The sequence below is a fragment of the Streptomyces sp. NBC_00631 genome (assembly GCF_045206895.1).
Lineage (GTDB): Bacteria > Actinomycetota > Actinomycetes > Streptomycetales > Streptomycetaceae > Streptomyces.
In genome coordinates this window covers 7,472,070-7,486,329 of record NZ_CP107734.1, presented here as the reverse complement: position 1 = coordinate 7,486,329, position 14,260 = coordinate 7,472,070, and the positions used below count along the sequence as shown (strand labels likewise).

Annotated in this window: 14 protein-coding genes; 9 read left to right on the top strand and 5 right to left on the bottom strand. The window is 71.5% G+C overall.

The features are described 5' to 3' along the window. Positions 1-144: 144 nt before the first annotated feature. Together OHB00_RS34590 and OHB00_RS34585 are read right to left on the bottom strand one after the other, a co-directional pair. Positions 145-438, bottom strand: a complete 294-nt coding sequence (locus tag OHB00_RS34590) for an MTH1187 family thiamine-binding protein (RefSeq protein WP_406440674.1) — start codon at positions 436-438, stop codon at positions 145-147. Beyond that, on the bottom strand, positions 435-779 hold the full coding sequence (locus OHB00_RS34585) for a DUF3817 domain-containing protein (protein WP_406440673.1): 345 nt from the start codon (positions 777-779) through the stop codon (positions 435-437). Before OHB00_RS34585 ends, OHB00_RS34590 begins: the two co-directional genes overlap by 4 nt. A 113-nt stretch (positions 780-892) precedes the next feature. Here OHB00_RS34585 and OHB00_RS34580 point away from each other — a divergent pair, with 113 nt between their 5' ends. The 6 genes from OHB00_RS34580 to OHB00_RS34555 all read left to right on the top strand — a co-directional run bounded on the left by OHB00_RS34580 (position 893) and on the right by OHB00_RS34555 (position 4,597). Beyond that, positions 893-1,147, top strand: coding sequence for a DUF6191 domain-containing protein (locus tag OHB00_RS34580; protein ID WP_406446122.1), 255 nt, complete (start codon positions 893-895; stop codon positions 1,145-1,147). Positions 1,148-1,223: 76 nt separating this feature from the next. Beyond that, positions 1,224-1,856, top strand: a complete 633-nt coding sequence (locus tag OHB00_RS34575; protein ID WP_406446120.1) for an AIM24 family protein — start codon at positions 1,224-1,226, stop codon at positions 1,854-1,856. Between the two features lies 1 nt (position 1,857). Continuing rightward, positions 1,858-2,508, top strand: coding sequence for an AIM24 family protein (locus tag OHB00_RS34570; protein ID WP_406440671.1), 651 nt, complete (start codon positions 1,858-1,860; stop codon positions 2,506-2,508). Positions 2,509-2,555: 47 nt separating this feature from the next. Next, the gene (locus tag OHB00_RS34565; RefSeq protein WP_406446119.1) at positions 2,556-3,311 is read left to right on the top strand and encodes an AIM24 family protein; all 756 of its coding nucleotides are present in this window, start codon (positions 2,556-2,558) and stop codon (positions 3,309-3,311) included. A gap of 92 nt (positions 3,312-3,403) precedes the next feature. Next, complete coding sequence (locus OHB00_RS34560; protein WP_360567338.1) at positions 3,404-3,880, top strand: MarR family transcriptional regulator; 477 nt, start codon at positions 3,404-3,406, stop codon at positions 3,878-3,880. 120 nt (positions 3,881-4,000) lie between these two features. Next, positions 4,001-4,597 (top strand): HD domain-containing protein, encoded by a 597-nt coding sequence (locus tag OHB00_RS34555; protein WP_406440669.1) that lies wholly within the window; start codon positions 4,001-4,003, stop codon positions 4,595-4,597. Here OHB00_RS34555 and OHB00_RS34550 read toward each other — a convergent pair. From OHB00_RS34550 to OHB00_RS34540, 3 genes are all read right to left on the bottom strand, one after another. Further along, entirely contained in the window at positions 4,530-5,846 is a 1,317-nt protein-coding gene (locus tag OHB00_RS34550) for an MFS transporter (RefSeq protein ID WP_406440667.1), read from the bottom strand. The two genes, OHB00_RS34555 and OHB00_RS34550, sit on opposite strands and share 68 nt — an antisense overlap. 305 nt (positions 5,847-6,151) lie before the next feature. Further along, the gene (meaB, locus tag OHB00_RS34545) at positions 6,152-7,108 is read right to left on the bottom strand and encodes a methylmalonyl Co-A mutase-associated GTPase MeaB (RefSeq protein ID WP_406440665.1); all 957 of its coding nucleotides are present in this window, start codon (positions 7,106-7,108) and stop codon (positions 6,152-6,154) included. Between the two features lie 48 nt (positions 7,109-7,156). After that, entirely contained in the window at positions 7,157-8,362 is a 1,206-nt protein-coding gene (locus tag OHB00_RS34540; protein ID WP_406440663.1) for an acetyl-CoA C-acetyltransferase, read from the bottom strand. Between the two features lie 179 nt (positions 8,363-8,541). Between OHB00_RS34540 and mce the strand changes: the two genes are divergently transcribed. From mce to OHB00_RS34525, 3 genes are all read left to right on the top strand, one after another. Continuing rightward, positions 8,542-8,982, top strand: a complete 441-nt coding sequence (mce, locus tag OHB00_RS34535; protein ID WP_089098737.1) for a methylmalonyl-CoA epimerase — start codon at positions 8,542-8,544, stop codon at positions 8,980-8,982. Positions 8,983-9,204: 222 nt separating this feature from the next. Beyond that, complete coding sequence (gene scy / locus OHB00_RS34530; RefSeq protein ID WP_406440661.1) at positions 9,205-13,053, top strand: polarized growth protein Scy; 3,849 nt, start codon at positions 9,205-9,207, stop codon at positions 13,051-13,053. A 195-nt stretch (positions 13,054-13,248) separates the two neighbouring features. Then, a complete protein-coding gene (locus tag OHB00_RS34525; RefSeq protein ID WP_406440659.1) occupies positions 13,249-14,184 on the top strand; it encodes a cellulose-binding protein in 936 nt (311 codons plus the stop codon). Positions 14,185-14,260 lie beyond the last annotated feature (76 nt).

Below are 14,260 nucleotides of genomic sequence, written 5' to 3'. Positions count from 1 at the left end.
CCGTCACCTGGTCTTCCGAGCAGCTTTTGAGCGATCGCTCAAACCCTCTGGAGATGACCGTACCGATTTTTGAGCGATCGCTCAATCTGTCGGCGGAAGAAAACCCCGGCCTCGTCGAGGGGCCGGGGCTCTTTTCGCTGTCGGCTACTGGGCGAGGTGCCGCTCGACCGTCGCCACCTTGCTGGTGAGCCCGTCGGTGACGCCGGGCCGGATGTCCGCCTTGAGGACCAGGGAGACGCGCGGGGCACGCTCCTCGACGGCGGCGACGGCGCGCCTGACGACGTCCATGACCTCGTCCCACTCACCCTCGATCGAGGTGAACATGGCGTCGGTGCGGTTGGGCAGCCCGGACTCGCGGACCACCCGGACGGCGCCGGCGACGTACTCCCCCACGTCCTCACCCACGCCCAGCGGCGTCACGGAGAAGGCGACGATCATGCGTTCACGGTCCCTTCCTGGCGGGCGCGGGACGCGATGACCGCGTCCTCGGCCTCGCGGCGCAGCTTGCGCTCGGCGAAGAAGCCGCCGGTCGGCAGGACGGAGAGGACGAAGTAGAAGGCGGCCGTCCTCGGGGACCACTTGGTGCGGTTCCAGGCGTCGGCCCAGAAGATCACGTAGAGGATGAACAGGACACCGTGGATCGCGCCCATCACGGGTACCGCGTTGAAGTCCGTGGTCCGCTTGAGCACCGAGCAGACGAGGAGGATCAGGAAGGAGACGGCCTCCGGGGCGGAGACCAGGCGGAGGCGGCGGATGGCGGTGGCGGTCTTGATGTCCACGGATCACCTTCGGTGGGAGAGACGTCCACTCTTTGTGAACGCGAGCACAAACGTTCAACCATTGTGGCAAAGGGCTGCACGGGCCCCGCGCGGGGGTCGGAGGCCGGCGACCGCTGCTGCGGGCCGGGCGGGCCGGGGTGCTGCCGTGGCGCAACGCGGGACGGCAGGGGCAGATCTCCGCGGCCGGCTTCGAGCAGCTGCACGCGGCGCTCTCCCCGGGCAAGCAGAACGAGCTCAAGGAGCGGCAGAGCTCCTTGGTGCCGCGCGACGACGAGGAGGACGGCGCGCCGCCGACGAGGTCCACGGTCGACCTGACGGCCGGGACGGCGGTGATACGCCTGCCCGGCGATCGGCGTCCGGTCCCCTAGGGGACGCATCCGGGGCGATGTCCACCTCCGGGACCTGTCGCCGCCGTCAGCCTGCGGCTACCTTCGCAGCGTGGCGATGTTCCGACTCCAGGGCAGCAAGGTCCTCGCCGTCGAGATGACCGGGGACGCCGTGAAGGCGAAGAACGGCTCGATGGTCGCGTACGACGGGCAGATGGCGTTCAAGAAGCTGAGCGGTGGCGGCGAGGGGCTGCGCGGGATGGTGACCCGGCGGCTCACCGGTGAGCAGATGACGGTGATGGAGGTGAAGGGGCACGGGATGTGCTGGTTCGCGGACCGCGCGTCCGAGATCAACCTGGTCGGCCTCCAGGGCGACAAGCTGTACGTCGAGTCGAGCAACCTGCTCGCGACCGACGCCGGCCTGCGCACCGGCACCACGTTCACCGGCCTGCGCGGCGCCTCCCAGGGCAACGGCCTGTTCACCACCACGGTCGAGGGCCACGGCCAGGCGGCGATCATGTCGGACGGCCCGGCGGTGGTGCTCAGAGTCAGCCCGCAGTACCCGCTGACCGTCGACCCGGGTGCCTACATCGCCCACCAGGGCAACCTCCGCCAGTCCTTCCAGTCGGGTGTGACCTTCCGCACGTTCTTCGGGGAGGGCGGCGGGGAGGCCTTCCAGATCCGGTTCGAGGGGGACGGCCTGGTGTACGTACAGCCGAGCGAGCGGAACACGATCGCGGGGGACCTCTGACATGGCCCTGCGCGAGGTGAACTCCAAGATGGTCGAGGCGACCGTCGTTCCCGGGCAGCGGCTGTTCAGCCAGCGCGGGGCGATGCTCGCCTACAAGGGCGAGGTGTCCTTCACCCCCAACATCCAGGGCGGCCAGGGCGGCCTGATGTCCATGCTCGGCCGCCGGGTCGCCGGCGAGGCCACCCCCCTCATGACCGTCGAGGGCAGCGGCACGGTCTTCTTCGGGCACGGCGGCCACCACGTCCAGGTCATCACCCTCACCGGGGACACCCTGTACGTCGAGGCGGACCGGCTGCTCGCCTTCGAGGGCACGCTGCAGCAGGGGACGATGTTCATGGGCTCCCAGGGCGGTGTGATGGGCATGGTGCGCGGCCAGGTCACCGGCCAGGGCCTGTTCACCACCACCCTCAAGGGCCACGGCGCGGTCGCCGTGATGGCCCACGGCGGGGTCTTCGAGATCCCGATCACCCCGCAGCGCCCGGTCCATGTCGACCCTCAGGCCTACGTCGCCCACCACGGCGACGTGCGCAACAAGCTGTCGTCCGCGCTCGGCTGGCGGGACATGGTGGGCCGCGGTTCCGGCGAGGCGTTCCAGCTGGAGCTCAGCGGCAACGGCATGGTGTACGTGCAGGCGTCGGAGGAGAAGCTTTGAGCACATACGGAGCCGCCGGCGCGGCCGGACCGGTCGTGTACGACCCCATGACCCTCCCGGCCGACGACAATGTCAACAAGTACACCTTCTGCGTGGAGCTCAAGAGCGGCCAGTGGTTCCTGCAGAAGGGGAAGATGATCGCCTACTACGGCTCGATCGACTTCAACGGCGTGGGGCACGGCCGGCTGGACCGCCTGGTGCGCACTTCCTTCCATTCGCCTCTGCACGCGAGCGACTGGGTGGTGGCGGAGGGCTCGGGCAAGATGCTCCTCGCCGACCGGGCGTTCGACGTGAACTCCTACGACCTGGACGACGGCAACCTGACCATTCACTCCGGCAACCTGCTCGCTTTTCAGCCAAGTCTCGCGCTGAAGCAATCAATCGTTCCCGGTTTTCTGACCCTTATAGGAACCGGAAAGTTTGTGGCCGCGTCCAACGGTCCGGTGGTGTTCATGGAACCCCCCATCCGGGTGGACCCGCAGGCACTGGTGGGGTGGGCCGACTGCCCGTCCCCGTGCCACCACTACGACCATGGGTACATGACCGGTGTGATGGGCGGTCTACGTGCACTGACGGGCCTCGGCGGGGCCTCCGGGGAGGAGCACCAGTTCGAGTTCGTCGGGGCCGGTACGGTCCTGCTCCAGTCCACCGAGACCCTGATGGCCGAGCAGGCCACGGGAGCGGTTCCGCACGAGCCCGGAGTGCCCACCGGGGGCGCCCCCGGCACAGGCCGTCCACAGCAACCAGGCGCACCGCGCCTTCCCGGACAGCTGGGGGACCTCCAGCGTCGCTTCGGGCTGTGAGCGGTAGTCTGCGGAGTGTGACATCGAACGCGTGCGCACAGTCACACCACCCTCACTAGTTCGCCTTTCAACATTTTAGGTAGACTTCATTCATGGAGACCGAGACGGCCACGCGCTGGCTGACCGATGCGGAGCAGTGCGCCTGGCGCACCCACCTGGAGGTCAACAGGCTGTTGACGTACCAGCTCGAAAAGGATCTGCAGCCGTTCGGCCTGACAATGAACGACTACGAGATCCTGGTGAACCTGTCCGAGTCGGAGGACTACCGGATGCGGATGAGCGACCTCGCCTCCGCCACCCTCCAGTCCAAGAGCCGGCTGTCCCACCAGATCACCCGCATGGAGAACGCGAACCTGGTCCGCCGCGAGAACTGCGAGTCGGACCGCCGCGGACTGTACGCGGTCCTCACCGAGCACGGCATGGAGACAATGAAGAAGGTGGCGCCACATCATGTCGCCTCCGTGCGACGGCACTTCATCGACCTGCTGTCGCCGGAGGCACTCATGGAGCTGGACAAGGGCCTGAAGCCGATCGCCGAGCACCTGCGGGGGCAGCGCGGGCGCCCGTAGCGGCGGCAACGGCCGGGCAGGGCGTCGCGTACGAGCGGTGTCACGACGGGAAGCACCGTGACACCGCTCCTCCGGCTCGGTCCCGGGGTGCCCGAAGCGTGCGGTCAGTACTCTGACGCGGTGACGACCGACACAGCCTTGTCGAGGGCCCTCAGCTGCGCCGGCGAACCCCCTCTGCTCCCCCTGCCGGGGCGAGTCGAGGAGCTTCTGACCGAGCTGGGGAGTCCGCCACGGCTGGCGGCCCACCTGCGAGCCGTCCACGATGTCGCGCACCAGCTGGTCGCCTGGGTGGAGAAGCGCTACCCGGCCGTGCTCTTCGACCGCGCGGCGGTGCTCTTCGGCGCCGCGACACACGACATCGGCAAGACCGTGCACGTCTCCGAGCTCTCCGGGCCCGGAGCGGCGCACGAGGAGGCCGGACAGGCACTTCTGCTCGACCGCGGCGTCCGCCCGGAGCTCGCCCGCTTCGCCGCGACCCACGCGTCGTGGACAGACCCGCGGGTCGGCCCGGAGGACCTCCTGGTGAGCCTCGCCGACAAGATCTGGAAGAACAAGCGCGTTCCGGATCTGGAGGACCTCGTCGTCGCCCGGCTGGCCGAAGCGACCGGCCGGGCGCCATGGGAGGAGTTCCTCGCGCTCGACGAAGTCCTCACCCGCATCGGCGACGGCGCCGAGGACCGCCTGGTGTTCCAGGCGTCCTTCCCGATCCACGGCTGACACGGCCCTGCCCGATCTCCGCACCCCACCCTGACCCGCTCCCACCGCTGTACAGCCGAACGGCCCCCACTCCCGCAGCGGAGACCAGGGCGACGCCTCCCGCCAGCACAAAGCACAGTGCGACCGGCATCGACCCCACCAGCACCCCCGCCACCACAGACCCCAAGGAGCTCCCCGCGTTCACGGCCGCGTTCACCCACGCCCCGGCCCGCGTCCGCTCCTCCCGCGCCGCCGTCTCGTCGGCCAGCAGGTACGCCGTCGTGAGCACGGGCGCCACGAACACCCCCGCTGCCGCCATGGCCCCCGCGAGCCCCCACACCCCCGGCACCAGCCCGGCCGCCGCCAGGACCGTCCCCAGCCCCACCGTCAGCCATGCCAGCCGCTCCACGGCCGGCCGGCGCCAGTCGACCACCCCGTTCAGCAGACCGCCCGCCGCGCTCCCCGCGGAGAGCGCGCCCAGCACCCAGGGGACGGCCTCCTCGCCGTACGACCGCTGCTTCGCGAACGCCATCACCAGCAGGTCCGCCGCGCTCAGCGCGAGCCCCAGGCCGGCGGCCGCGACGACCGGTGCCGCCGGGAAGCGGCCAGGCCTGCGGCCGACCTCCCGCTTCGGCGGCACCGCACCCCGCATCGCCGGCGACACCACGAACGCACACGTGCCCGTCACCATCAGCACCGCGCTCAGCAGCAGCCCCGCCGGCGGCGGGCCGAACCGCAGCACGAGGCCTACCAGCGCCGGACCAGCGACATACAGCAGTTCTTCGGCGACCCCGTCGAGGCTGTAGGCCCGGCGCAGCAGAGCGGGGTCGTCGACCATCCGGCCCCACACCGCCCGCATCGTGGGGCCCAGCGGCGGCGCCAAGCAGCCGCAGACCATGGCGGCCAGGGCGATCACCGTCGGCGGGACGCCAGGCCGCCAGGTCAGGGCCGCCAGCAGGCAGAGCACGACGCTGTACGCGGCGGCCATGGGCGGCAGGGCACGCCGCGGGCCGTAACGGTCGACCAGGGCCGCCCGGACCGGCATCAGCACCACCGCCGAGCCGCCGAACAAGGCCATCACCAGCCCGGACACGGCGTACGAGCCGGTCGCCCGGGTCACGGACAACAGGACCGGCAGTGAGACGGTGCCGTAGGCGAGGCGGGCCGTCAGGGCGGCCACAAAGGTGGGGCGCGCGTGCGGGACACGCAGGACGGCGGCGTAGGAATGCCGCTGGGCAGGTGAAAGGCGCGACGGAGTCAGCGCGGACATGGTGAGTTCCTCGGGCAGAGGCGGAAGAGGGGACACCTGGGCGCGTCACGGCACGGGGTGTTCACGTGCCGGTGACGGCGCCGGGTGCGCTCTTTACGCCAAGAAGAGGAACATGCCCGCCAAGATAGCAGCGGCGGACCGGCGTTCGGGTCGCGCTTTCGCAGGGGCGCGGGTGACCGCGCGGCCGGCCCCCACCGGTCCGCGGCCGGACGGCGACCCGCGCTCCACCCCAGGGCGCAGACCAGGGCCACGCCCCCGCCGGCACAGATTCAGCTCGCGCGCCCCCGGCGTCGGCCGGAGGGGAGTCAGCCTTCCGTCAGGCCCGCGACCAGTTCGTCCGCCGCGCGGTACGGGTCGAGTTCGCCCGCCGTGATGCGTTCCGCGAGGGCGTCGATGTGGCGGTCGCCGTGGAGGTCGCCGATGCGTTCGCGCAGGGCGGTGACCGCGATGGTCTCGACCTCGTGGGCGGCACGGGCGAGGCGGCGCTGGGTCAGGACGCCTCGTTCCTCCATCCAGGCACGGTGCTTTTCCAGGGCCTCCACGACCTCGTCGACGCCTTCGGCGCGGGCGGCGACCGTCTTGACGATGGGTGGGCGCCAGTCGCCGGGGCCGCGGGACTCGCCGAGGCCGAGCATGTGGTTCAGTTCGCGGGCGGTGGCGTCCGCCCCGTCCCGGTCGGCCTTGTTGACGACGTACACGTCGCCGATTTCCAGGATGCCGGCCTTCGCCGCCTGGATGCCGTCCCCCATGCCGGGGGCCAGCAGCACCACGCTGGTGTCGGCCTGGGAGGCGATCTCCACCTCCGACTGGCCCACGCCGACCGTCTCGACGAGGATCACGTCGCAGCCCGCCGCGTCCAGCACCCGGATGGCCTGGGGCGCCGCCCAGGCCAGGCCGCCGAGGTGGCCCCGGGTGGCCATCGAGCGGATGTAGACGCCGGGGTCGGAGGCGTGGTCGGACATCCGGACGCGGTCGCCGAGCAGGGCGCCCCCCGAGAAGGGCGAGGACGGGTCGACGGCCAGGACGCCGACCCGTTTGCCCTGTTTGCGATAGGCGGTCACGAGCGCCGAGGTGGAGGTCGACTTGCCGACTCCCGGGGAACCGGTCAGGCCCACCACATAGGCGTTGCCGGTCAGCGGGGCGAGCGCCGCCATGACCTCCCTGAGCTGCGGGGACGCCCCCTCCACCAGGGAGATCAGGCGGGCCACCGCACGCGGTCGGCCCTCCCTGGCCTGGGCCACCAGTGAGGAGACGTCCTGCATCACAGCTCCGTTCGCTCCGTTCGCTTCCGTTCGCTCAGCGAAACGTACTCAGGCCTTCGGCACCCGCACGATCAGCGCGTCGCCCTGACCGCCGCCACCGCACAGCGCGGCCGCGCCGACCCCGCCGCCCCGGCGCTTGAGCTCAAGGGCCAGGTGCAGCACCAGGCGCGCTCCGGACATGCCGATGGGGTGGCCCAGGGCGATCGCACCACCGTTGACGTTCACCGTTTCGGTGGACACGCCGAGGTCCTTCATTGACTGCACGGCGACGGCGGCGAAGGCCTCGTTGATCTCGATGAGGTCGAGGTCGGAGACGTCCAGGCCCTCCTTCTTCAGGGCGTGCCGGATGGCGTTGGACGGCTGGGACTGCAGGGAGTTGTCCGGTCCCGCCACGTTGCCGTGGGCGCCGATCTCAGCGAGCCACGTGAGGCCCAGTTCCTCGGCCTTGGCCTTGCTCATCACGACCACGGCCGCGGCGCCGTCCGAGATCTGCGAGGAGGAGCCGGCCGTGATCGTGCCGTCGCGGGTGAAGGCCGGGCGCAGCTTGCCCAGCGACTCGGCCGTGGTGTCGCCGCGAATGCCCTCGTCCTTGCTGAAGACGACCGGCTCGCCCTTGCGCTGCGGGATCTCCACCGGGGTGATCTCGGCCTCGAAGATCCCGTTCTTCTGGGCGGCGGCGGCACGCTGGTGGGACAGGGCGGCGACCTCGTCCTGCTCCTCGCGGCGGAGGCCGAGGCGGGTGTTGTGCTTCTCGGTCGACTCGCCCATCGGGATGTTCTCCCAGGCGTCGGTCAGGCCGTCGTGGGCCATCGCGTCGAGCATCTCGACGGCGCCGTACTTGAAGCCCTCACGGGACTTCGGGAGCAGGTGCGGGGCGTTGGTCATCGACTCCTGGCCGCCCGCGACCACGATGTCGAACTCGCCCGCGCGGATCAGCTGGTCCGCCAGGGCGATGGCGTCGAGGCCGGAGAGGCACACCTTGTTGATCGTGAGCGCCGGGACGTTCATCGGGATGCCGGCCTTCACGGCGGCCTGGCGGGCCGGGATCTGCCCGGCGCCGGCCTGGAGCACCTGCCCCATGATCACGTACTGCACCTGGTCGCCCCCGATCCCCGCACGGTCGAGGGCGGCCTTGATCGCGAAGCCGCCGAGGTCGGCTCCGGAGAAGGACTTCAGCGAGCCCAGCAGTCGTCCCATGGGCGTCCGCGCGCCCGCGACGATCACCGAGGTGGTTCCCGTGGTTCCAGAAGTCATGAGCTGCGAATCCCCTTACCGGCTGCACTGCCGAGGAGTGAACGAGTGGGGGGTCTGGGGGATCCCCCCAGATGAGGGTGTACTTCGAATGTATTGCGTGGCACTCCGTGCCGTCATCGGGCCGTCAGTGTGATCGCTGGCACGTTGCGTAACCACCGTCGTGGCGCTGCACTGAATCCATGCTGACGCGAATCGACCACATCGGGATCGCCTGCCACGACCTCGACGCCACCGTCGAGTTCTACCGGGCCACGTACGGCTTCGAGGTGTTCCACACCGAGGTCAACGAGGAACAGGGCGTGCGCGAGGCCATGCTCAAGATCAACGAGACGTCCGACGGCGGCGCCTCCTACCTGCAGCTCCTCGAACCGACCCGGGAGGACTCGGCGGTCGGCAAGTGGCTCGCGAAGAACGGCGAGGGCGTGCACCACATCGCCTTCGGTACGGCGGATGTGGACGGGGACGCGGCCGACATCCGCGCCAAGGGCGTACGCGTTCTGTACGAGGAGCCACGGATCGGCTCCATGGGGTCGCGGATCACCTTCCTGCACCCGAAGGATTGCCACGGCGTACTGACAGAACTGGTCACTTCGGCGGCTGTTGAGTCACCTGAGCACTGACCCTCGTACATATGGGCCGGTAGGGTTGGGGGCGGTCGTCCCTTCGCAGGTTCGCAGGGCCGGGGCGGCCGCATGCCGGGGTCCGGGTTTCGGGGGACGAGCGTCGGGGCAGCAGCCCGTGCTCCGCCGTTGATCTGACACCATTCCCCGGGGGCCCCGTTCGGCGGATGGACGGAGCTCGTTCGGAGAAGGTTGCGACCAGGGGACGGATGGGACCGCGCAGTGCGGGGCTACGAGAGCCAGGAGCGAGAGCCGGCGGCTGACGTCGACCACCTCTCTCGGTTCGAGGCCGAGATGAAACGGCTGAAGACCGAGCGGGAAAAGGCGATCCAGCATGCCGAGGACCTCGGCTACCAGGTCGAGGTGCTGCGCGCCAAGCTGCACGAGGCGCGGCGCACCATCATGTCCCGGCCCGCGTTCGACGGCGGTGACATCGGCTACCACGCCGAGCAGCTGCTGCGTAACGCCCAGGTGCAGGCCGACCAGATCCGCCAGGAGGCGGAGCGGGTGGCCGCGGAGGCCCGGGCGCAGACCCAGCGGATCCTCCAGGAGCACGCCGAACAGGCCGCGCGGCTCCAGGCCGAGCTGCACCAGGAGGCGGTGACCCGCCGCCAGCAGCTGGACCAGGAGCTGGCCGAGCGCCGGCAGACCGTCGAGTCGCACGTCAACGAGAACGTGTCGTGGGCCGAGCAGCTGCGGGCGCGCACCGAGTCGCAGGCCCGGCGGCTGCTCGACGAGTCCCGCGCCGAGGCCGAGCAGGCCATGGCCGCCGCCCGCGCCGAGGCCCAGCGGCTGACCGACGAGGCCCGGCAGCGGCTGACCAGCGACGCCGAGGCGGCCCGTACGGAGGCCGAGCAGATCCTGCTGCGCGCCCGCCGGGACGCCGAGCGGCTGCTGAACGCCGCGTCCACGCAGGCCCAGGAGGCCACCGACCACGCGGAGCAGCTCCGCAACTCCACCGCGACGGAGTCGGACACGGCCCGCCGGCAGGCGGGTGAGCTGAGCCGGGCCGCCGAGGAGCGGATGGCGGAGGCCGAGGAGGCGCTGCGCAAGGCGCAGTCCGAGGCCGAGAAGCTGGTCGCCGAGGCCGAGGCGAACGCCACGAAGGCCCTCTCCAGCGCCGAGGCCACCAACCAGCAGCGCACCCAGACGGCCAAGGAGCAGGTCGCCCGGCTGGTCAGCGAGGCCACCAAGGAGGCGGAGGCCACCAAGGCGGACGCCGAGCAGGCCGTCGCGGACGCCAGGGCCGAGGCCGAGAAGATCATCGCGGAGGCCTCCGAGAAGGCCCGCAGCCTCACCGCCGAGGAGAGCGCCTCCCAGCTGGCGAAGGCCGCCAAGACCGCCGAGGACGTCCTCAACAAGGCGTCCGAGGAGGCCAAGCAGACCACGCGGGCCGCCGCCGAGGAGGCCGAGCGGATCCGCACCGAGGCGGAGACCGAGGCGGACCGGCTGCGCGCCGAGGCGCACGACATCGCCGAGCAGCTCAAGGGCACGGCGAAGGACGACACCAAGGAGTACCGCGCCAAGACGGTCGAGCTGCAGGAGGAGGCCCGCCGGCTGCGCGGCGAGGCCGAGCAGCTGCGGTCCGACGCGGTCGCCGAGGGCGAGTCGATCCGCGCCGAGGCCCGGCGCGAGGCCGTGCAGCAGATCGAGGAGGCGGCCAGGTCCGCCGAGGAGCTGCTCGCCAAGGCCAAGGCCGACGCCGACGAGCTGCGGCAGACCGCGACCACGGACAGCGAGAAGGTCCGCACCGAGGCCATCGAGCGCGCGACCACGCTGCGCCGGCAGGCCGAGGAGACCCTGGAGCGCACCCGGCAGGAGGCCGACCGGCTCCGCGAGGAGGCCCAGGAGCAGTCGGAGGCGCTCAAGGCGGACGCCGAGCGGGCCGCGGCCGAGCTGCGTGAGGAGACCGAGCGGGGCGTCGAGGCCCGGCGCGCGGAGGCCGCCGAGGAGCTGACCCGGCTGCACACCGAGGCCGAGGACCGGCTGGCGAGCGCCGAGCGGTCGCTGACCGAGGCGCGCGAGGAGGCCGGCCGGATCCGCCGGGAGGCCGCCGAGGAGATCGAGCGGCTGCGCGGCGAGGCCGCGGAGCGGATCCGTACGCTCCAGCAGCAGGCCGAGACCGAGGCCGAGCGGCTGCGCGACGAGGCCGCCGCCGACGCGTCGGCGTCTCGCGCGGAGGGCGAGAGCATCGCCGTACGACTGCGGTCCGAGGCCGCGGCCGAGGCGGAGCGGCTCAAGCAGGAGGCCCAGGACTCCGCCGACCGGGTGCGTGCCGAGGCGCAGGCGGCCGCCGAGCGGCTGTCCACGGAGGCGTCCGAGACGCTGGCCGCCGCCCAGGAGGAGGCCGCCCGCCGCCGCCGGGAGGCCGAGGAGCTGCTCGGTTCGGCGCGTGAGGAGGCCGGCCAGGAGCGGGAGCGGGCCCGCGAGCAGAGCGAGGACCTGCTGGCCCAGGCGCGCAACCGGGTCGAGGAGGCGCAGGCCGAGGCGGTACGGCTGGTCGAGGAGGCGGACCGGCGGGCCACCGAGATGGTGTCGGCCGCCGAACTCCACGCCCAGCAGGTACGCGACTCGGTCGCCGGGCTGCACGAGCAGGCGCAGGAGGAGATCACCGGGCTGCGCTCGGCCGCCGAGCACGCCGCCGACCGTACCCGGCGGGAGGCCGAGGAGGAGGCGGACCGGGTCCGCGCCGACGCCTACGCCGAGCGGGAGCGGGCCAGCGAGGACGCGACCCGGATCCGGCGCGAGGCGGCCGAGGCCTCCGAGGCGGCGAAGGCGCTCGCCGAGCGGACCGTCGCCGACGCGATGACCGAGTCGGAGCGGCTGCGGTCCGAGGCGGCCGCGCACGCCCAGCGGGTGCGCACCGATGCCGCCGACACCATCGCCGAGGCGGACCAGGACGCCACGCGCACGCGTGCCGAGGCGCGTGAGGACGCCAACCGGATGCGTTCGGACGCGGCGACCCAGGCCGACACCCTCATCACCGAGGCGCGCAGCGAGGCCGAGCGGCTCCAGAACGAGACGATCGCCGAGGCCGACCGGGTCCGCGCGGACGCCATCGCCAAGGCGGAGAAGCTGATCGCGGACGCCACCGGCGACGCGGAGCGGCTGCGCGCCGAGGCCGCCGAGACGGTCGGCTCCGCCCAGCTGCACGCCGACCGGACCCGTGCCGACGCCGAGCGGCTCAAGGCGGACGCGGAGGCGGAGGCCGAGCGCATGCTGGGCGCGGCCCGCGAGGAGTCCGACCGCACCCTCGACGAGGCCCGCAGGGACGCCAACAAGCGGCGTCAGGACGTGGCCGAACAGGTCGACACGCTGATCAACGAGACCGCGGCCGAGGCCGACAAGCTGCTCACCGAGGCGCAGCAGCAGGCGATGAAGACCACCGCGGACGCCGAGTCGCAGGCCGACACCATGGTGGGCGCCGCCCGCAAGGAGGCCGACCGGCTGGTGTCCGAGGCCACGGTCGAGGGCAACTCGCGCGTGGAGAAGGCCCGTACGGACGCGGACGAGCTGCTGGTCGGCGCCCGCCGGGACGCCACCGCCATAAGGGAGCGGGCGGAGGAGCTGCGCGAGCGCATCACCGCCGAGATCGAGGAGCTGCACGAGCGGGCCCGCCGTGAGGCCGCCGAGACCATGAAGTCCACCGGCGACCGCTGCGACGCGCTGATCAAGGCGGCCGAGGAGCAGCTCGCCAAGGCCCAGGCCAAGGCCAAGGACCTGGTCTCGGAGGCCAACTCCGAGGCGGGCAAGGTCCGGATCGCCGCCGTCAAGAAGGCCGAGGGGCTACTCAAGGAGGCCGAGCAGAAGAAGGCCACGCTGGTCCGGGAGGCCGAGGAGCTCAAGGCCGAGGCGATCCGCGAGGCCCGCCGCACGGTCGAGGAGGGAAAGCGCGAGCTGGAGATCCTGGAGCGCCGGCGGGAGAACATCAACGGCGAGATCTCCCGTGTCCAGGACGTCCTGGAGGCGTTGGAGTCCTTCGAGGCCCCGTCGTCCGCCAAGGACGGCGGAGTCAAGGCGGGCAGCACGGTGGGAGCGCCTCGATCGGGTGGCAAGTCGTCAGAAGGCTAGAGACCGAGGTCCGTTCTGTAGTCTTCTGGGACTTTTGAGTGAACCTTTGGCAGAGGCTTTGGCAAGCGATCTCACAGCCGGCCACCCAAAAGTGGTGTCATTCTCCAGATCAAACACGCATCCGCTCGATGACACACCGCATCGGCCCCTAGGATTCCACCTATCACCTCACCGGTCTCACTCGACAGGAAACCCATGAGCGACACTTCCCCCTACGGCTTCGAGCTTGTGCGGCGTGGGTACGACCGCGCTCAGGTGGACGAACGGATCTCCAAGCTCGTCTCCGACCGTGACAGCGCTCTCGCCCGCATCACCGCTCTGGAAAAGCGCATCGAGGAGCTCCACCTCGAAACTCAGAACGCCCAGGCCGCCGTCAGCGACGCGGAGCCGTCCTACGCCGGTCTCGGCGCGCGTGTCGAGAAGATCCTCCGCCTCGCCGAGGAGGAGGCGAAGGACCTGCGCGAGGAGGCCCGGCGGGCGGCCGAGCAGCACCGCGAGCTCGCCGAGTCGGCGGCCCAGCAGGTGCGCAACGACGCAGAATCGTTCGCTGCGGAGCGCAAGTCCAAGGCCGAGGACGAGGGCGTCCGGATCGTCGAGAAGGCCAAGAGTGACGCCTCGCAGCTGCGCTCGGAGGCCCAGAAGGACGCGCAGTCCAAGCGCGAGGAGGCGGACGCCCTCTTCGAGGAGACCCGTGCGAAGGCCGCGCAGGCCGCCGCCGACTTCGAGACGAACCTCGCCAAGCGCCGCGAGCAGTCCGAGCGTGACCTCGCCTCGCGTCAGCAGAAGGCCGAGAAGCGCCTCGCGGAGATCGAGCACCGCGCGGAGCAGCTGCGCCTGGAGGCCGAGAAGCTGCGCACCGACGCCGAGCGCCGGGCCCGCCAGACGGTCGAGACGGCGCAGCGTCAGGCCGAGGACATCGTCGCGGACGCGAACGCCAAGGCCGACCGGATCCGTTCGGAATCCGAGCGTGAGCTCGCCGCGCTGACCAACCGCCGCGACAGCATCAACGCCCAGCTGACCAACGTCCGCGAGATGCTGGCCACGCTGACCGGCGCCGCGGTGGCCGCCGCCAGCTCCCCGGCGGAGGACGAGCCGATCTCCCGCGGGGTCCCGGCTCAGCAGTCCCGCTGACGCGCCGCGTCAAGACGACTTCCTCGTCGTTCGAGCGAAGGCCCGCAGTCCCTTCGGGGGTGCGGGCCTTCGTCGC

Coding starts and splice junctions, on each gene's coding strand:
- OHB00_RS34590 (WP_406440674.1), bottom strand. CDS start 438: ATGATCGTCGCCTTCTCCGTGACGCCGCTGGGCGTGGGTGAGGACGTG.
- OHB00_RS34575 (WP_406446120.1), top strand. CDS start 1,224: ATGTTCCGACTCCAGGGCAGCAAGGTCCTCGCCGTCGAGATGACCGGG.
- OHB00_RS34570 (WP_406440671.1), top strand. CDS start 1,858: ATGGCCCTGCGCGAGGTGAACTCCAAGATGGTCGAGGCGACCGTCGTT.
- OHB00_RS34565 (WP_406446119.1), top strand. CDS start 2,556: ATGACCCTCCCGGCCGACGACAATGTCAACAAGTACACCTTCTGCGTG.
- OHB00_RS34560 (WP_360567338.1), top strand. CDS start 3,404: ATGGAGACCGAGACGGCCACGCGCTGGCTGACCGATGCGGAGCAGTGC.
- OHB00_RS34550 (WP_406440667.1), bottom strand. CDS start 5,846: ATGTCCGCGCTGACTCCGTCGCGCCTTTCACCTGCCCAGCGGCATTCC.
- meaB (WP_406440665.1), bottom strand. CDS start 7,108: ATGCAGGACGTCTCCTCACTGGTGGCCCAGGCCAGGGAGGGCCGACCG.
- OHB00_RS34540 (WP_406440663.1), bottom strand. CDS start 8,362: ATGACTTCTGGAACCACGGGAACCACCTCGGTGATCGTCGCGGGCGCG.
- mce (WP_089098737.1), top strand. CDS start 8,542: ATGCTGACGCGAATCGACCACATCGGGATCGCCTGCCACGACCTCGAC.
- OHB00_RS34525 (WP_406440659.1), top strand. CDS start 13,249: ATGAGCGACACTTCCCCCTACGGCTTCGAGCTTGTGCGGCGTGGGTAC.